General features: G+C 61.6%; 13 protein-coding genes and 1 pseudogene. 11 read left to right on the top strand and 3 right to left on the bottom strand.

The features are described from left to right. Window positions 1–117: 117 nt before the first annotated feature. Together WCA85_RS34215 and WCA85_RS34210 are read left to right on the top strand one after the other, a co-directional pair. Window positions 118–1,470, top strand: coding sequence for an NAD(P)/FAD-dependent oxidoreductase (locus tag WCA85_RS34215; RefSeq protein ID WP_424070036.1), 1,353 nt, complete (start codon window positions 118–120; stop codon window positions 1,468–1,470). A 121-nt stretch (window positions 1,471–1,591) separates the two neighbouring features. Then, complete coding sequence (locus tag WCA85_RS34210; RefSeq protein WP_424070034.1) at window positions 1,592–2,464, top strand: dienelactone hydrolase family protein; 873 nt, start codon at window positions 1,592–1,594, stop codon at window positions 2,462–2,464. A gap of 187 nt (window positions 2,465–2,651) precedes the next feature. Here the strand turns inward: WCA85_RS34210 and WCA85_RS34205 are convergent, their stop codons facing one another. Further along, entirely contained in the window at window positions 2,652–3,521 is an 870-nt protein-coding gene (locus WCA85_RS34205; protein ID WP_424070032.1) for a sulfurtransferase, read from the bottom strand. A gap of 254 nt (window positions 3,522–3,775) precedes the next feature. After that, window positions 3,776–4,882 carry an aromatic ring-hydroxylating oxygenase subunit alpha gene (locus tag WCA85_RS34200; RefSeq protein WP_424070030.1) on the bottom strand — a complete coding sequence of 369 codons (1,107 nt, stop codon included), beginning with the start codon at window positions 4,880–4,882 and terminating at the stop codon, window positions 3,776–3,778. A 286-nt stretch (window positions 4,883–5,168) separates the two neighbouring features. Here WCA85_RS34200 and WCA85_RS34195 point away from each other — a divergent pair, with 286 nt between their 5' ends. From WCA85_RS34195 to folE2, 4 genes are all read left to right on the top strand, one after another. Next, the gene (locus WCA85_RS34195) at window positions 5,169–5,477 is read left to right on the top strand and encodes an exodeoxyribonuclease VII small subunit (protein ID WP_424070028.1); all 309 of its coding nucleotides are present in this window, start codon (window positions 5,169–5,171) and stop codon (window positions 5,475–5,477) included. Further along, window positions 5,474–6,355 (top strand): polyprenyl synthetase family protein, encoded by an 882-nt coding sequence (locus WCA85_RS34190; RefSeq protein ID WP_424070026.1) that lies wholly within the window; start codon window positions 5,474–5,476, stop codon window positions 6,353–6,355. The genes WCA85_RS34195 and WCA85_RS34190 overlap by 4 nt, the downstream gene beginning before the upstream one ends. An 85-nt stretch (window positions 6,356–6,440) precedes the next feature. Next, entirely contained in the window at window positions 6,441–8,348 is a 1,908-nt protein-coding gene (gene dxs, locus WCA85_RS34185; RefSeq protein WP_424070024.1) for a 1-deoxy-D-xylulose-5-phosphate synthase, read from the top strand. Window positions 8,349–8,539: 191 nt separating this feature from the next. Further along, entirely contained in the window at window positions 8,540–9,349 is an 810-nt protein-coding gene (gene folE2, locus WCA85_RS34180) for a GTP cyclohydrolase FolE2 (protein WP_424070022.1), read from the top strand. Between the two features lie 118 nt (window positions 9,350–9,467). Here folE2 and tsaD read toward each other — a convergent pair whose 3' ends face one another. Continuing rightward, complete coding sequence (gene tsaD / locus WCA85_RS34175; RefSeq protein WP_424070020.1) at window positions 9,468–10,496, bottom strand: tRNA (adenosine(37)-N6)-threonylcarbamoyltransferase complex transferase subunit TsaD; 1,029 nt, start codon at window positions 10,494–10,496, stop codon at window positions 9,468–9,470. 124 nt (window positions 10,497–10,620) lie between these two features. Between tsaD and WCA85_RS34170 the strand changes: the two genes are divergently transcribed. From WCA85_RS34170 to rpoD, 5 genes and pseudogenes are all read left to right on the top strand, one after another. Further along, window positions 10,621–11,838 carry an NAD(P)/FAD-dependent oxidoreductase gene (locus tag WCA85_RS34170; protein WP_424070018.1) on the top strand — a complete coding sequence of 406 codons (1,218 nt, stop codon included), beginning with the start codon at window positions 10,621–10,623 and terminating at the stop codon, window positions 11,836–11,838. 68 nt (window positions 11,839–11,906) lie between these two features. Next, window positions 11,907–12,099: pseudogene (gene rpsU / locus WCA85_RS34165) on the top strand (30S ribosomal protein S21). 223 nt (window positions 12,100–12,322) lie between these two features. Further along, entirely contained in the window at window positions 12,323–12,769 is a 447-nt protein-coding gene (locus WCA85_RS34160; protein WP_424070016.1) for a GatB/YqeY domain-containing protein, read from the top strand. Between the two features lie 77 nt (window positions 12,770–12,846). Continuing rightward, the gene (gene dnaG, locus WCA85_RS34155) at window positions 12,847–14,706 is read left to right on the top strand and encodes a DNA primase (RefSeq protein ID WP_424070014.1); all 1,860 of its coding nucleotides are present in this window, start codon (window positions 12,847–12,849) and stop codon (window positions 14,704–14,706) included. 82 nt (window positions 14,707–14,788) lie between these two features. Next, the gene (rpoD, locus tag WCA85_RS34150) at window positions 14,789–17,173 is read left to right on the top strand and encodes an RNA polymerase sigma factor RpoD (RefSeq protein WP_424070012.1); all 2,385 of its coding nucleotides are present in this window, start codon (window positions 14,789–14,791) and stop codon (window positions 17,171–17,173) included. Window positions 17,174–17,279: the final 106 nt, after the last annotated feature.

The raw sequence follows: 17,279 nt of genomic DNA, 5'->3' as shown, positions 1-17,279 counted from the left end.
CGCGTTGATGACTTGTGGCACACCGTGCTGCTCGCGGACAATCACTGACGGACGGCCCGACGCGAATGACGCGGGCCCTCTCGATGCACAACCGATCGACAAACACGGAGAGCTGCGATGCATCGTTTTATCGTCGTTGGTGGGGGTGCGGGTGGTCTGGAACTGGCGACGCGTCTTGGCGATCGCTACGCTCCGCACAACAACAAGGGCGCCATACAGGCGCAGGTCACGCTGGTCGACCGCAATCCAACTCATATCTGGAAACCCCTGCTGCACGAAGTCGCTGCCGGCAGCATGGACCCATTCACGCAAGAACTTGCTTATGCCGCGCAAGCGCGCTGGCATGGCTTTGAGTTTCAGCAGGGCGAACTGACCGGTCTCGACCGTACGGCCAAGCGTATTACGCTGGGCCCCGTGATTGACGACGACGGCGAGGAGTTGCTACCGCAACGCGAACTGGACTACGACACGCTGGTAATTGCCATTGGCAGTACGACGCATTTCTTTGGCGTCAAAGGTGCGCCGGAGTATTCGCTCGCGCTCGATACCGTGACCCAGGCGGAGCGCTTTCGCAAACGCCTGATCGCGGCCTGCATGCGCGCGGAGCATCAGGTGCATGAACCGGTGGAGTCGGTGGCTGACGCGTCGGTGCCGTCTACTGAGCCGCGCATTCAGGTGGCGATTGTCGGCGGCGGTGCGACCGGCGTCGAATTGTCTGCCGAATTGCGCAATACCGCCCAGGTGCTGTCCGCGTACGGTTTGCATAAGCTCGATCCGAGGCACGACGTTGGCATCGTGCTGATCGAGGCGGGGCCGCGTATTTTGCCCGCGTTGCAGGAGCGCGTATCCACCGCCACGGCAGAACTTCTGACGAAGCTGGGCGTGAGGCTGATGACCAGCGAGACGGTGGCCGAGGTCGCGCCCGGTGTGGTGCGGACCGCCAGCGGCAAGGCGATCCGGGCCGATCTGACAGTGTGGGCGGCGGGTATCAAGGCGCCGGCCATCCTGAGTCAGCTTGACGGCCTGCCGGTCAACCGGCTTGGGCAACTCATCGTGCGCCGAACGCTGCAGACCGAAACCGATGACAACATCTTCGCGCTTGGCGATTGCGCCGCGTGCCCTTGGCCGGGCAACGAGCGGAACGTGCCGCCGCGCGCCCAGGCCGCGCATCAGCAGGCGAGTTTTTTGCTGAAGGCGCTGTCGGCGCGGCTCGAGAATCGGCCTTTGCCGGAGTTCACGTATCGCGATTTCGGGTCGCTGGTGTCGCTCGGTCATTTCAGCGCGGTCGGCAATCTGATGGGCGGGGTCATTGGCGGCAATATGCTGATCGAAGGTCTCTTCGCGCGTTTCATGTACATGTCGCTGTACCGGCTGCATATCGCTGCATTGCACGGCTACGCCCGCATGGTGCTGGATACGTTCGCGCACTGGCTGCATCGCACGACGCTGCCACGGGTCAAGTTGCACTGATCGTGTTTGGGGCGGTTGGGTTTCTGCAACAGGGATGGGCGCGAGCGTATCCTGTTGCCTTCCGTTACCCGGTTCATCGCCCTTCATCGCCTTTAATTGCACTTCACCCAAGGAGCGCCGCATGCTGAAGCCTGAAGTCGACTGCCTTGTCCCGCACGTTCCCTTCAATCGACGGACCTTTATCAAGGCGGCGCTCGGCACCGGCTTTGCCGCTGCGGTGTTGCCGGTGTCCGCACAGACCATCCATACGGATAGCGAAGGCCTCGAAGCCGGCGAAGTTGCCTTTCATTCGGGCGATACGCTCGTGCCCGCTTACCGTGCCCAGCCGGCCGGCAAGACGCATCTGCCGGTGATCATTGTCGTGCATGAAATCTTCGGCGTGCACGAGCATATCGCGGACGTCTGCCGCCGCTTTGCGAAGCTCGGGTATCTGGCGATCGCCCCGGACCTGTATGTGCGAGAAGGCGACGCGTCAGCCTATCCGAGCATGCAACAACTGAACGACCAACTGGTCAGCAAGGTGCCGGACGAGCAGGTTCTGGCCGATCTCGATGCCGCAGTTGCGTGGGCGGGCGCCAATGGCGGCGACCTGAAGCGACTGGGCGTCAATGGATTCTGCTGGGGCGGGCGAATTACGTGGCTGTATGCCGAGCACAATCCGCACGTGAAGGCGGCGGTGGCGTGGTACGGGCGTGTGGCGGGCAACCACACGGCCAATACGCCGGCCAATCCGATCGATCGGGTGGCGGACCTCCAGGTGCCGGTGCTGGGGCTCTACGGTCTGCAGGATCAGAGTATTCCGCAGGACACGCTCGCGCAGATGAAGCAGGCGATTGCGCAGGGACCGGAGGGGGGGCGCGGTTCGCAGTTCGTCGTGTATGACGATGCGGGGCACGCGTTTTTCGCGGATTATCGTGCGAGCTACAAGAAGGACGATGCGCAGGACGGCTGGCGACGTGCGCTGGTCTGGTTCAAGCAGCACGGCGTGGCCTGATGGCGTTGGGGCGTTTGCGCCCGGAGGGTTGGTCTGGGCGCTGAAGCGCTCAAGCCATAAAGTCCAGAAGCCCAGAAGCGCTCAAGCCGTGAACGTCTCAAGCCGTGAAGCCCACGCGCGTCCATGCTCTCTTGCCGCTGTGCGAAGACGCGCCATCCGATCACAACGGCGCGTCTCGTTCGAGCTCTTAAGGATTCGGCCCGGTCGCGACAGGCCGCGACGAATCCGAACTCCATTCGCTCCACGACCCCACGTACAGCGCCGCGCCATGCAGGCCGGCCACTTCCATTGCCAAAGCGTTCACGCAAGCCGTCACACCGGAGCCGCACTGCAGTACCACGCGATCCGGCGCAGTCGCCCCCAGAACCGAACCGAACTCCTCGCGTAACGAATGGGCAGGTTTGAAGCGGCCGTCGGCTGCAAAGTTGTCCTTGAAGAAGCGGTTCAGCGCGCCGGGAATATGGCCGCCGACAGGGTCCAAGGTCTCGTTCTCGCCGCGATAGCGATCCGCAGCACGTGCGTCGACCACCACTCGTTCGTGCGTTGTCAGGTTGCGCTGCACGGCCTGCACGTCGAAGGTCACGGCGAGCGGCGCACCTGCTTTGAAGTCGCCAGCGGGAAGCGTGGCGACATCCTGCGTCAAGGGTTGGCCTGCGGCCTCCCAGGCTTGCAAGCCGCCGTCCAGCAGCGCCACTGCATCGTGACCCAGCCAGCGCAGCATCCACCAGGCGCGGGCGGCGTACATGCCGCCTTGCGCGTCATAGGCGACAACCTGCTGGCCCTGCTTCAGACCACGCGCGGCCAGCAGCGCAACCAGGGCTGTGCGTTCGGGTAAAGGATGACGTCCATTGTTGCCCGTTTTCGCACCAGACAGGTCGCGATCCAGGTTGAAATACTGCGCGCCTGGCAGATGTCCGGCGGCATAACCTTTCTCGCCAGCGGCAGTGTCCGCCAGATCGAAACGGCAGTCCATGACAAACACGCTGCCAGGCGCAGCGCTGAGCCGTTCCGCGAGATTCGCGGCGGAGATCAGAGTGGTGTAGTGAGTGTGTGGCATGACGGCTCCTGAAACGGGCGAATTCGGCGCGGCTTGGGGGCAAGGCTCGATCACGGCAAGCTTTGGACGCTTGAAACGCCCCTTGACCTGGCGTTCCGAGCCGGCAAAAGCATGCGGCAAGCATCATCAAGCGGTACAACCGAGTAATGCTGTTAGTCTAAACAAAAAAAGACGGGCCGAAGCCCGTCTTTCCATTGTTTGCTGCCAGCGTGGGAGCTGCGCCGATCCATTCGGCGGTCCCAGTCTCGCTGAGATCAGATCGTGCCGAGTTCGCGCCGCAGGAACTCGTGAAAGTGCTGCATGCCGTCTTCCATCGGACTTTGATACGGCCCAACCTGCGACTCACCCCGGTTCATCAGCGCCCGGCGCCCCGCGTCCATGCGTTCGGCGATCTCGTCGTCTTCACGAGCGGTTTCCATGTAGGCCGCGCGCTCTGCTTCGACGAATTCACGCTCGAACAGCGCGATTTCCTCGGGGTAATAGAATTCCACCACGTTGGTGGTTTTCTGCGGGCCACGCGGAATCAGCCACGACACCACCAGCACGTGCGGATACCACTCGATCATGATGCCCGGGTAGTACACCATCCAGATGGCGCCAAACTCCGGCGCCTTGCCGTCGCGGAAGCGCAGCACTTCGTCGTGCCATTTGCGGTACGTCGGGCTGCCCGGCTGTTCCAGGTCCTTGTGCACGCCGACCGTCTGCACGCTATACCAGTCGCCGAATTCCCACGTCAGATCGTCGCAATTGACGAAGCTGCCCAGTCCCGGATGGAACGGCGCGACGTGGTAATCCTCCAGATAGACCTCGATGAAGGTCTTCCAGTTGTAGTTGCACTCGTGCACCTCGACGTGATCGAACATGAAGTTCGAAAAGTCGAAATGCTGGCTGGGGCCAAGCTGCGCCAGATCACGCGCGACATTGCGGCCCTGGGCTTCGAACAACAGTCCTTGCCAGTTCTGCAGCGGCGTGGCGCCAAGATTCAGACAGGGGTTGTCAGCGAAATGCGGTGCACCGAGGAGCTGGCCGTTCAGATCGTACGTCCAGCGGTGCAGGGGGCAGACGATGTTCTCCGTCTGGCCGCGGCCGTTGAGCATGATGGCTTGCCGGTGGCGGCACACGTTCGACAGCAGCTCGACTTGCGACTGCTGGTTACGGACGAGCACACGCCCCTCGCTCTCGCTGGGCAAGGCAAAATAATTCCCCGCATCCGGCACCATGAGTTCGTGCCCGACGTAGCGAGGACCTTTCTTGAAAAGGGTGTCGATTTCGCGCGTTAAAAGCGCTTCGTCAAAGTAAGCCGTGACTGGCAGCTGGCTGTGAACAGACCGCAACTGCAATGCATTGCTCAGATTGGACATTCCCACTCCCGTGAAGACGTGAAAGCAGTGAACAACCCAACCATCGAAAGTTTCGATTTAGGGAGCCGGAGATTATATCAGTTCCCCCCTCCTTGGGGTGCTTAAGTCCCTGATTTGGGTCAAAATTCTCCAGGAAGTTCGTTGTTTTCACGCGCACACGAAGGATTTTTTTCTGTCAGGCTTTGGGTGGGCGGTAAGGGAAACCGTAGGGGGCGGCCCGCCAAGCGGATCGGTTTTTCCTCTTTTGCCGTAGAATGTCCGACTTGTTTTAATTTTGCGACCATTCATGGCGAAGACCGCATCGAAAGACACCGCTGCCTTGCCCGCCGAGGGCGCTGACAGCACACCGCTGCCCGAGAATTACGAAGCGGCGCTGGCGGAGCTCGAAGGGCTCGTGGCGCGGATGGAGGGTGGCAGTCTGAGTCTTGAGGAGTCGTTGTCTGCGTACCGGCGCGGCGCGGCTCTTGTGACGTTTTGCCAGCAGCAGCTGGAAAAGGTCGAGCAGCAGGTGCGGGTACTTGACGGCGAGACCCTGAAGCCGCTGCCCATGAGTGGCGCAGGCACAACCGCTACTGAAAGCGGGGACGACCTATGACTTTCGAACAATGGATGCATGCTGTGCTCGGACGTGTCGAGACGGCACTTGAACACTATTTGCCGGAGCCCACGACCGAGCCGGCTCAACTGCACGAAGCCATGCGCTATGCGGTGCTGGGCGGCGGCAAACGGGTCCGCCCGCTGCTGTGCCATGCGGCCGGCGAGCTGACGGGTGCGCGCGCCGAATGCCTCGACGCAGCGGCTGCGGCGCTGGAGATGATCCACGTGTACTCGCTGGTGCATGACGACATGCCATGCATGGACGACGACGCGTTGCGTCGCGGCAAGCCAACGGTACACGTTAAGTATGATGAACCGACCGCGCTGCTGGTTGGCGACGCGCTGCAATCGCAAGCTTTCGTCGCGCTGACAGCGGATGTGTTGCAGCCGGCGCAGCAGGCCGCGCTCGTGCGCGAACTGGCGCTGGCGAGCGGCTCGATCGGCATGGCCGGGGGCCAGGCCATCGATCTGGCGAGCGTCGGCCACACGCTGACGCGTGCGCAACTCGAAACCATGCACCGCATGAAAACCGGCGCCTTGCTACGTGCTTCGGTGCGCATGGGCGCCTTGGCGGGCGAAACGCCGAGCGCGGACGCGATGCGTTCGCTGGACGCGTATGCGGCCGCTGTGGGCCTCGCGTTTCAGGTCGTCGACGATATTCTCGACGTCACGACCGATTCCGCGACGCTCGGCAAAACGGCTGGCAAAGACGCGAAGGACGGCAAGCCGACCTACGTGTCGATTATTGGGCTGGATGCGTCGCGTGCGCTCGCAGCGCAGTTGCGTATCGATGCCCACGCTGCAATCGCGCCGTTTGGCGCGCGGGCGCAGCGTCTTGCCGAACTGGCCGACCTGGTGGTGAACCGGGTCAGCTAAACGCGAAAGCTCGCCGCCTCGCATTCGAAGGGATGGATGCGTGTATGAAGTGCGGGCGCGTAAGTTTTCCTACAATGGAACGACGATGTACGACTTGCTGAAAACCATCGACGACCCGGCCGCCCTGCGCCGCCTTGATCGCCGCCAACTGCAACCGCTTGCAGACGAACTGCGTGCCTTTGTGCTCGACAGCGTCTCGCAGACGGGCGGCCATCTTTCGTCTAATCTCGGCACGGTCGAGTTGACCATTGCGCTGCACTACGTGTTCGACACGCCGAAGGACCGGATCGTCTGGGACGTGGGCCATCAGACCTACCCGCACAAGATCCTGACGGGCCGTCGCGAGCAGATGCATTCGCTGCGTCAGTTGGGCGGCATCTCGGGCTTCCCGAAGCGCGACGAGTCGCCGTACGACGCTTTCGGTACGGCTCACTCCAGCACCTCGATCTCGGCCGCACTCGGCATGGCGATCGCCAGCAAGTTGCGAGGCGAGAACCACATGGGCATTGCGGTGATCGGCGACGGCGCGATGACGGCCGGCATGGCCTTCGAAGCCATGAACAATGCAGGCGTTGAAGATGACGTGCCGTTGCTCGTGATCCTGAACGACAACGACATGTCGATTTCGCCGCCGGTGGGCGCGCTCAATCGCCATCTCGCACGCCTGATGTCGGGTCGCTTCTACGCTGCGGCACGCGCCGGCGTCGAACGTGTGCTGCGCGTCGCGCCGCCGATGCTCGACCTCGCCCGCAAGCTCGAAGAGCACGCGAAGGGCATGATCGTGCCGGCTACGCTGTTCGAAGAATTCGGCTTTAACTACATCGGTCCAATCGACGGTCACGACCTCGATTCGCTGATCCCGACGCTGCAGAACATCAAGGAACTGCGCGGTCCGCAATTCCTGCACGTGGTCACCAAGAAAGGCCAGGGCTACAAGCTGGCCGAGGCTGATCCGGTGCTGTATCACGGACCGGGCAAGTTCAATCCGGCTGAGGGCATCAAGCCGGCTGCCACGCCATCGAAGAAGACCTACTTTCAGGTGTTCGGCGAATGGCTGTGCGATGCGGCCGAACTGGACTCGCGTGTCGTCGGCATCACGCCGGCCATGCGTGAAGGCTCCGGCATGGTGGAGTTCGAGAAGCGCTTCCCGGATCGCTACTTCGACGTGGGCATTGCCGAGCAACATGCCGTGACCTTCGCGGCTGGTCTCGCGGCTGAGGGCATGAAGCCAGTCGTGGCGATCTACTCGACGTTCCTGCAGCGCGCCTATGATCAGTTGATCCACGACGTGGCGGTGCAGAATCTGCCGGTCGTGTTCGCGATCGACCGCGCGGGTCTGGTCGGTGGCGATGGCGCGACTCACGCGGGCAATTACGATCTGGCGTTCCTGCGCTGCATCCCGAACATGACCGTGATGGCCGCTTCTGACGAAAACGAATGCCGTCAGATGCTCTACACGGCATTGCAGCAGCCGAATCCGACGGCGGTGCGCTATCCGCGCGGCACCGGTACGGGTGTGGCGACGGTCAAGCAAATGACCGCGCTGCCGCTCGGCAAGGGCGAAGTGCGCCGCGAATCCTTGCAGCCGGCGGGCAAGCGTATCGCCATTCTGGCGTTCGGCACGATGGTGACGCCGTCGCTGGCTGCGGCTGAGCAACTGGACGCAACCGTGGCCAACATGCGCTTCGTGAAGCCGCTTGACGCCGACCTGGTGCGTCAGTTGGCGGAGACGCATGACTACCTCGTCACGGTCGAGGAAGGCTGCGTGATGGGCGGCGCCGGTTCGGCCTGCGTCGAAGCCCTGCTCGCCAGTGGGGTTATGCGGCCCGTACTACAATTGGGGCTCCCTGATCGTTTCATCGATCACGGGGATCCGGCCAAACTGCTCGCAGGGTGCGGTCTGGACAGCACGGGCATTGCTAAATCGATCCGCGAACGTTTCCTCGATCAGGCGACTGGCGTCGCGGGCCAGTCGGTCAAGCGCGTCGCGTAAGCTTTCGGCTTAACCGTTCATGTAGCCCCGGGCCACGTGCCGGGGTGGATCGGGCGCTATCGCGGCTATAGCAATCTCCAACTTGAATCGATGGGTCTGCGGGCCCATCATGCAACGCCGGCCAATGCCGGCGTTTGCCGCTGCGTGCACCGTCAAGTGTGTCTCTGCGCGCGGCCAGTGAGGATAAGAAGATGAATCAGATGAATCCCGCCTTTGTGATGCCCGATGTGCAGAGCACCGTCGACACGCGCCAGATCCCGATTCAGCGGGTCGGCGTGAAAGGCGTGCGGCATCCGCTCACGGTGCGTGCGCTGGGCGGCGAAGCGCAGCCGAGCGTCGGTACGTGGAACCTGGACGTGCATCTGCCGGCTGATCAGAAGGGGACGCACATGTCCCGTTTCGTGGCGCTGCTCGAAGAGAACAAGGCGCCGCTCGAACCGGCTACGTTCCGCAAGATGCTTGCCTCGATGCTGGACAAGCTCGAAGCCGAGGCGGGTCGTATCGAAGTGTCGTTCCCGTACTTCGTGAACAAGACCGCGCCGGTTTCGGGTGTACAAAGTCTGCTGGACTACGAAGTGACGCTGACCGGCGACACGCGCAACGGCGTGACGCGCCTGTTCCTGAAAGTGCTGGTGCCGGTGACGAGCCTGTGCCCGTGCTCGAAGAAAATTTCGCAGTACGGCGCTCATAACCAGCGCTCGCATGTGACGATCAGCGCGGAACTGACCGATGACGTGCCGGTGGAAGATCTGATTCGGATTGCCGAAGAAGAGGCGTCGTGCGAGTTGTGGGGGCTGCTCAAGCGGCCGGATGAGAAGTTCGTTACCGAGCGCGCTTACGAGAATCCGAAGTTCGTTGAGGACCTCGTGCGTGACGTCGCGCAGCGTTTAAATGCGGATGCGCGGATCGTCGCCTATGTGCTCGAAGCTGAGAACTTCGAATCGATCCACAATCACAGCGCCTATGCTGTGATCGAGCATGACAAGCGGACGGCGCGCTAAGCGGTTTGTTTGTCATGACGTAGAAACGGCCGCTATAGCGGCCGTTGTCCTTTGCAGCATTGGTATTGGCATTGCGTGACGCTGAGCGTCGCCGGTTTAATCGTCTAATGCGCCGCGTTTAGCGTGCAAGCGAAGTTAGATCCCACCGTGGCTTGACGGTAAATGCATAGTCTTTGCCCGACTGCTCCGGCCAGCGCGCGAGGCGCAGCGCGCCTGCCAAGGCGATCATCGCGCCGTTATCCGTGCAAAGCGACAGGTCGGGATAGTGCACATGGAAGCCGCGTTTTTTCGCGGCCGCGGAGAGCGCTTCGCGCAGTTGCCGGTTCGCGCCCACTCCGCCCGCCACCACTAACCGGTTGAGCCTGGTCTTTTTCAGCGCGGCGAGCGACTTGGCGGCCAGCACGTCGACGGCGGCATCGACGAAACCACGCGCAAGATCGGCCTTGGCCTGTTCGCAGATATTCGCGCCGCCGAGCTTCTTCACGTTAGTCAGCACAGCGGTTTTCAGGCCACTAAAGCTGAAATCAAGGTCGCCGGAATGGAGCATGGGGCGCGGCAGAACCACCGCGCCCGGCGTGCCGAACTCCGCAAGGCGTGACACTTCCGGGCCGCCAGGATAGCCGAGGCCGAGGAGCTTGGCGGTTTTGTCGAAGGCTTCACCGGCAGCGTCGTCCAGCGTTTCACCGAGCGTCTCGTAGACGCCCACTTCCGTTACGCGCATCAACTGCGTATGTCCGCCGGACACCAGCAACGCGATGAAAGGAAACGGCGGCGGCTCGTCGACCAGCAGCGGCGACAGCAAATGCCCTTCGAGATGGTGAATACCAATGGTGGGCTTGTCCCACGCCATGGCGAGCGCGTTGGCGATGCTGGCACCCACCAGCAGCGCGCCGGCGAGGCCCGGCCCTTGGGTGTAGGCGATCGCGTCGATCTCAGTGCGCGCCGTGCCGGCCCGCTCCAGCACTTCTTCGAGCAGCGGCAGCGCGCGGCGGATATGGTCGCGCGACGCAAGTTCGGGCACCACGCCACCGTATTCGCGGTGCATCGCGATCTGCGAATGCAGCGCGTGCGCGAGCAGGCCACGCTCCGTGTCGTAGAGCGCAAGACCGGTTTCGTCGCAGGAGCTTTCGATGCCGAGAACGAGCATGATCAGAGGGCTGGATGGGTGTGGCCAGCGCGCGTACACCATGCGGCTGGAGCGCCCAAAAAGTAAGAAGGCGAACTCCAAAGTATAGCAGTGAGGGACATAGGCCGCAGGTACAATGCGCGCCATGGAATCCTTCGATATCGCGGTCATCGGCGCCGGCGCGGCTGGCATGATGTGCGCGGCGGTCGCCGGGCAACTCGGCCGGCGCGTCGTGCTAATCGACCACGCGCCACGCCTGGCGGAGAAAATCCGCATCTCCGGTGGCGGCCGCTGCAACTTCACGAATCTCTACGCAGGACCGGCGAACTACCTGTCGGCCAATCCGCATTTCTGCCGCTCCGCGCTCGCGCGCTACACGCCGCGCGATTTCATGGCGTTGCTCAAGCGCTATCACGTCACCTGGCATGAGAAGCACAAAGGTCAGTTGTTTTGCGACCAGTCGAGCGATGCGGTGATCGACGTGCTTAAAAGCGAGTGCGATGCCGGCGGCATTGCATGGCGCCGGCCGCTCGCGGTCGAGCAGGTGAAGCACGACGCGAGCGCCGGCTTTACGCTCGATACCCACGCCGGGCCGATCCATGCGAAGGCCTTGGTGGTGGCGACGGGCGGCCTCTCGATCCCGAAGATCGGTGCGACGGAGTTTGCGTATCGTCTGGCCAAACAGTTCGGTCATAAGCTGATCGACACGCGTCCGGCGCTGGTGCCGCTCACATTCGCCGCAGCCGATTGGGAGCCGTTTTCCGCGTTGTCGGGCGTTTCGTTAGAGGTTCAACTGGCAACCGGTGACCGCAAGACCGGCGCTGAGTTTGTCGAAGACCTGTTACTCACGCATCGCGGGTTGTCTGGGCCCGGCGTGCTGCAGATTTCGAGTTACTGGCAACCGGGCGAGCCGATCCACATCAATCTATTGCCGGAGCAGGATGCGACTTGCGCCTTGCTGGAGGCAAAAGCCGCCAGCAAACGCCAGATCGCGAATCTGCTGGCCGAATGGGTGCCGACCCGCCTCGCTCATGTCTGGCTGGAGACCCATCAGATCCCAGCGGAGGCGCGCCTTGCCGATTTGCCGGACAAGACGCTGCGTAGGATCGGCGAGGCGCTTTCGCGTTGGACGCTTACGCCGAACGGCACGGAGGGCTACCGCAAGGCCGAGGTAACGCGCGGCGGTGTCGATACGCGCGAGTTGTCCTCGGCCACCATGATGAGCGCGCGGGTGCCGGGGCTGTACTTTATCGGCGAGGCGGTTGACGTCACCGGTTGGCTCGGCGGGTACAATTTTCAATGGGCATGGGCATCAGGGGTCGCGGCAGGCCAGGCGGCCGCGGAGTATGCCCAAGGGGCTTGACGGCGGCGTATCTTTGTGAGAAAGGTCTGCTATACTCCCCAACCTTTACAAAGTTTCGTTATTGCGAAATGACGATCATCCGCGTAAAAGAAAACGAGCCGTTTCAAGCGCACGGTCGAGAAGAACGGTCTCCTGACTGAACTCCGGGCGCGCGAGTTTTACGAGAAGCCCACGGCTGAACGGAAGCGCAAGAAGGCATCGGCGGTGAAGCGCCACTTCAAGCGACTAGGCAGTCAGATGTTGCCAAAGAAGTTTTACTGATTCTGACGTCGCTGCGGTTCCTACGGAGCGTCGGCACGCAACCGGTGGCGGCTCCAGAGTTGCCGCCATGCGGAAAACCTGCCCTCAAGGCCAACCTGGTCAAGCCGCATCCACTCCGCGAATTCGCGCCAACCCGCTTGAGGAAGCTGTCCCAAGCGGGTTTTTGTGTTGATGCACCGGGCATGGCCAGGCCTTTTTACATTCCAACGCATTCAGGTGAATGATGAGTCTCAAGGATCAGATCAACGACGACATGAAGGCCGCCATGCGGGCGCGCGAAACCGAGCGCCTCGGCACCATCCGCCTGCTGCTGGCGGCGATCAAGCAGCGGGAAGTGGACGAGCGCATCACGCTCGACGACGCCGCAATCACGACGGTCATCGACAAGATGATCAAGCAGCGCAAAGACTCGATTAGCCAGTTCGAAACTGCCGGCCGCACCGATCTCGTGGATAAGGAACGCGCGGAACTGACGATTCTCGCGGCCTATATGCCGGCGCAGATGTCGGAGGACGAAATCGCCGCAGAAGTGCAGGCCGCGGTTGCGCAAAGCGGCGCTGCCGGCCCGCAGGACATGGGCAAGGTGATGGGCATCCTCAAGCCGAAACTCGCGGGCCGTGCCGACATGACCGCCGTGTCAGGGCTAGTCAAGGCAGCACTCGCGAAGTAACCACGCGGTTTCCGGTCTGCGCGGCCCAACCCGGGTTCGGCCACGCAGCCTTCAGGCATTCAAGGTAACGCCCCACTGTGATTCCGCATTCGTTCCTGCAGGATCTGCTTAACCGCGTCGATATCGTCGACGTGGTCGGCAAGTACGTCCAACTGAAGAAGGGCGGCGCGAATTTCATGGGGTTGTGTCCGTTTCATAACGAAAAGAGCCCTTCATTTACGGTTAGTCCGACTAAGCAGTTCTATCATTGCTTTGGATGCGGCGCACACGGCACGGCCATCGGCTTCCTGATGGAGCATGCCGGGCTGACGTTTCCGGAGGCGGTGAATGACCTGGCGCAGTCGGTCGGCCTGACCGTGCCTCAGGAGCCATCGCCCACTCAAGGCGGCGGTGGCTATGCACCGTCGGTATCCAAGGCCGTGACGACGGCGCTGTCCGACGTGATGCAGACCGCGAGCGACTTCTATCGCAAGCAGTTGCGCGGCGCGCCCACGGCGATCCAGTACCTGAAAAAGCGTGGCTTGACCGGGGAGATCGCTGCCCGTTTCGGCCTCGGTTATGCACCAGATGGTTGGCAGAACCTCGAAGCCGCATTCCCCAACTATCGGGATGACGCGCTGGTCGAATCAGGCCTCGTGATCGTCAGCGAGAAGTCCGATGCTCAGGGTCAGAACCGTCGTTATGACCGGTTCCGCGAGCGGATCATGTTCCCGATCCGCAATGTCAAAGGGCAGGTGATCGGCTTTGGTGGCCGGGTGCTGGACGGTGGCGAGCCTAAATATTTGAATTCGCCGGAAACGCCTCTATTTAACAAGGGCAGCGAGTTGTACGGGCTGTTCGAGGCAAGGTTGGCGATTCGTGAACAGCATTACGCGTTGGTGGTCGAAGGCTACATGGACGTGGTCGCACTGGCTCAGTTAGGGTTCCAGAACGCGGTTGCCACGCTTGGCACAGCCTGCACGCCAATTCACGTGCAGAAATTACTGCGCCAGACCGACACGGTAATTTTTAGCTTCGACGGCGATTCGGCCGGCCGCCGGGCGGCGCGTCGGGCGCTCGACGCCTGTCTGCCGCACGCGGCAGACAACCGGACGATCCGGTTCCTGTTTTTGCCAACGGAGCACGATCCGGATAGCTACGTGCGGGAATTCGGCACCGAAGGGTTTGCTGAACAGGTCGAACGGGCCATGCCGCTGTCGCAGTTCATGCTTAACGAGGTGCTGGCCGGCAAGGAGCTGGATCAGCCGGAAGGCCGGGCCCGCGCGCTGTTCGACGCCAAGCCGCTGCTGCAGGCGCTGCCGGCCAATGCGCTGCGCGCGCAGATCATGCATATGTTCGCCGACCGGCTGGACGTGCCGTTCGACGAAGTGGCCGCGTTATGCGAAGTGGATTCGCGGATCGCTGTGGCTGCCAAAGCCGCGCCGGCGCGCAAGGACCGGCGCAGCGTCACCGGAATTGAGGAAAAAACGCTTCGGAACCTGGTGATGTACCCGCGTACGGTCGCGGTGCTCGACGAGGAGGCTGAACAGGCGCTCCTGACGATCACGCGGCACGGCGAGCTTTTCGAGGAAGTCACGACCCATGCACGCGCGCTGGGCGACGCGGCGGAGTTCCAGTTGCTGTCGGACCTCTTGCGAAATGGCGAGAACGCCCCGACTTTCGAGGAAATCTTTCGCAAAATTCTGGACTATGATGAAAACGTTCGGGATTTGTTGCTGAAGGATCCCGCGGATCCGACCGTCATCGAGGAACGGCGCGAGCAGGAACGGATTGTCGGCGAGGAGTTGAAGGCTGCGATCCTGAAGATGCGTTACGACGCTTATTGTGAGCGTTTAGACCAGCTTTCGCGACAGTCGAGGCATACCGCCGAGGAGTTTGCGGAGCTGTCAGAGCTGAATCAGAAACGGGCCGACATGAAGCGTCAGCTCGGGCTGTAGCAGGGGTGGGCTGGACCTAAGGTGCTACAATAAAAAGTTTTCAGCGGTTTGTTTTCCAGGCAAAAGGCGAAAGGCGATTGCAATGGCAAAGACTACAGGCGGAAAGAAACTAACGGACAAAAGCTCAGATGAGCCGACCAGAAAGGTCACCGATGTCAGTTCTGCTTCTTCCGCGAATAAAAGGTCTGCCGCAACCGTTTTAGCTTCTGTAGGGAAAAAAACCTCGACTTCTTCCGCTGCGAAAGCGGCGTCGGTAAGTACGGCGAGAGCCGTCAAGCCGGTCACGAAGCAGCCGAGTGCCAGAAGCGCAAGGGAAGCGGTTGCCGCCCAGGACGATGCGGTAGCGCGCGAGTCTTCAGTATCCACGGTTCTACCGGCTGTTGTCCAGCAGCCGCGAGTCGAGACTACAGCCGGTACGGCGAACTCCATGACGAAAAAGCTGAACGAAGTATCCGTCGATGACGACGCAACCCCGAGCGAGGAAACTACTGCAGCTCCGGGCAAAGGCGAAAAGGCCAAGGCACGCGACCGACGCGCGAAGGAAAAAGCGCTGCTGAAAGACGCGTTCGCCTCCAGCCAGCCAGGCACCGTCGAAGAGCTCGAAGAGCGTCGCTCGAAACTGCGCGCGCTGATCAAGCTCGGCAAGGAGCGCGGCTTCCTGACCTACGCCGAAATCAACGACCACCTCCCGGACAACTTCACGGAAACCGAGGCGATCGAAGGCATCATCAGCACGTTCAACGACATGGGCGTGGCCGTGTATGAACAGGCCCCCGATGCTGAAACGCTGCTGCTGAACGACAACGCGCCGGCGGCCTCGTCGGATGACGAAGTCGAAGAGGAAGCCGAAGTTGCGCTTTCCACCGTCGACTCCGAATTCGGCCGCACCACCGACCCGGTCCGCATGTACATGCGTGAAATGGGCACGGTGGAACTGCTCACGCGCGAAGGCGAAATCGAGATTGCGAAGCGCATCGAAGACGGCCTGAAGCACATGGTGATGGCCATCTCCGCATGCCCGACGACGATCGCCGACATCCTCGCGATGGCTGAGCGCGTCGCGAACGAGGAAATCCGTATCGACGAACTGGTCGACGGTCTGATCGACGCGAACGCGGAAGACGCCGACGGCTTCTCCGCGCAGGAAGCGGAAGCGATCGAGAGCGAAGACGAAGAAGTCGAAGAAGAGTCGGACGAGGACGAAGAAGACGACGACGGTGCGGCGCAAGCCACTGCCAATGCGGCGCAGATGGAAGCGCTCAAGCGCGCGTCGCTCGAAAAATTCGCAATGATCAGCGAATGGTTTGACAAGATGCGTCGTGCGTTCGAGAAGGAAGGCTACAAGTCGAAGTCTTACCTCAAGGCGCAGGAAACGATCCAGAACGAGCTGATGACCATCCGCTTCACCGCGCGTACTGTGGAGCGTCTGTGCGACACGCTGCGCGCCCAGGTGGACGAAGTGCGTCAGGTCGAGCGTCAGATTCTGCATACGGTGGTCGACAAGTGCGGAATGCCGCGTGCCGAGTTCATCGCGCGTTTCCCCGGCAGCGAAACGGACCTCGAATGGGCCGAAAAGATCGTTGTCGAAGGTCACGCTTATAGCGCAATTCTTACGCGTAACATTCCGGCCATTCGCGAACAGCAACAACGTCTGCTGGATCTGCAAGCGCGCGTCGTGCTGCCGCTGAAGGACCTGAAGGAAACCAACCGTCAGATGGCGGCCGGTGAATTGAAGGCGCGTCAGGCTAAGCGTGAGATGACCGAGGCGAATCTGCGTCTCGTGATCTCGATTGCGAAGAAGTACACCAACCGTGGCTTGCAGTTCCTCGACCTGATCCAGGAAGGCAACATCGGGTTGATGAAGGCGGTGGACAAGTTCGAATATCGTCGCGGCTACAAGTTCTCCACGTACGCTACGTGGTGGATCCGTCAGGCCATTACGCGTTCGATTGCGGACCAGGCACGTACGATCCGGATTCCGGTTCACATGATCGAAACGATCAACAAGATGAACCGCATCTCGCGTCAGATTCTGCAGGAAACCGGCCTTGAGCCGGATCCCGCAACGCTGGCGGAAAAGATGGAAATGCCGGAAGACAAGATCCGCAAGATCATGAAGATCGCGAAAGAGCCGATCTCCATGGAAACGCCGATCGGTGACGACGACGATTCGCATCTGGGCGACTTCATCGAAGATACGAACACGGTTGCGCCTGCGGATGCCGCGCTGCATGCCAGCATGCGCGATGTCGTGAAGGACGTACTCGACTCGTTGACGCCGCGCGAAGCGAAGGTGCTGCGTATGCGCTTCGGTATTGAAATGAGCACCGATCACACGCTCGAAGAAGTGGGCAAGCAGTTCGACGTGACGCGTGAACGGATCCGTCAGATCGAGGCGAAGGCGTTGCGCAAGCTGCGTCACCCGAGCCGTTCTGACAAGCTGAAGTCGTTCCTTGAAGGGAACTGATTGATCGACATCTGCTGATGCGGATAAAGGGGCTTTCCAATCGTTTTGCTTAGGCGAGGCGGTGCCGGAAGCCCCTTTTTTCGTGTACTATGTCGGCCAATCAGCG

It is taken from the genome of Paraburkholderia sp., from assembly GCF_049581445.1.
In the GTDB taxonomy this organism is placed as follows: Bacteria; Pseudomonadota; Gammaproteobacteria; order Burkholderiales; family Burkholderiaceae; genus Paraburkholderia.
The sequence above is the reverse complement of the archived record's forward strand: the minus strand, read 5'-3'. Positions and strand labels throughout refer to the sequence as shown.

Bases quoted from the DNA above. Each gene is read 5' to 3' on its own strand.
- dxs (WP_424070024.1), top strand. From the start codon at position 6,441: ATGTACGACTTGCTGAAAACCATCGACGACCCGGCCGCCCTGCGCCGC.
- WCA85_RS34200 (WP_424070030.1), bottom strand. From the start codon at position 4,882: ATGTCCAATCTGAGCAATGCATTGCAGTTGCGGTCTGTTCACAGCCAG.
- WCA85_RS34160 (WP_424070016.1), top strand. From the start codon at position 12,323: ATGAGTCTCAAGGATCAGATCAACGACGACATGAAGGCCGCCATGCGG.
- folE2 (WP_424070022.1), top strand. From the start codon at position 8,540: ATGAATCAGATGAATCCCGCCTTTGTGATGCCCGATGTGCAGAGCACC.
- WCA85_RS34215 (WP_424070036.1), top strand. From the start codon at position 118: ATGCATCGTTTTATCGTCGTTGGTGGGGGTGCGGGTGGTCTGGAACTG.
- tsaD (WP_424070020.1), bottom strand. From the start codon at position 10,496: ATGCTCGTTCTCGGCATCGAAAGCTCCTGCGACGAAACCGGTCTTGCG.
- rpoD (WP_424070012.1), top strand. From the start codon at position 14,789: ATGGCAAAGACTACAGGCGGAAAGAAACTAACGGACAAAAGCTCAGAT.
- WCA85_RS34190 (WP_424070026.1), top strand. From the start codon at position 5,474: ATGACTTTCGAACAATGGATGCATGCTGTGCTCGGACGTGTCGAGACG.
- WCA85_RS34170 (WP_424070018.1), top strand. From the start codon at position 10,621: ATGGAATCCTTCGATATCGCGGTCATCGGCGCCGGCGCGGCTGGCATG.
- WCA85_RS34210 (WP_424070034.1), top strand. From the start codon at position 1,592: ATGCTGAAGCCTGAAGTCGACTGCCTTGTCCCGCACGTTCCCTTCAAT.
- WCA85_RS34195 (WP_424070028.1), top strand. From the start codon at position 5,169: ATGGCGAAGACCGCATCGAAAGACACCGCTGCCTTGCCCGCCGAGGGC.
- WCA85_RS34205 (WP_424070032.1), bottom strand. From the start codon at position 3,521: ATGCCACACACTCACTACACCACTCTGATCTCCGCCGCGAATCTCGCG.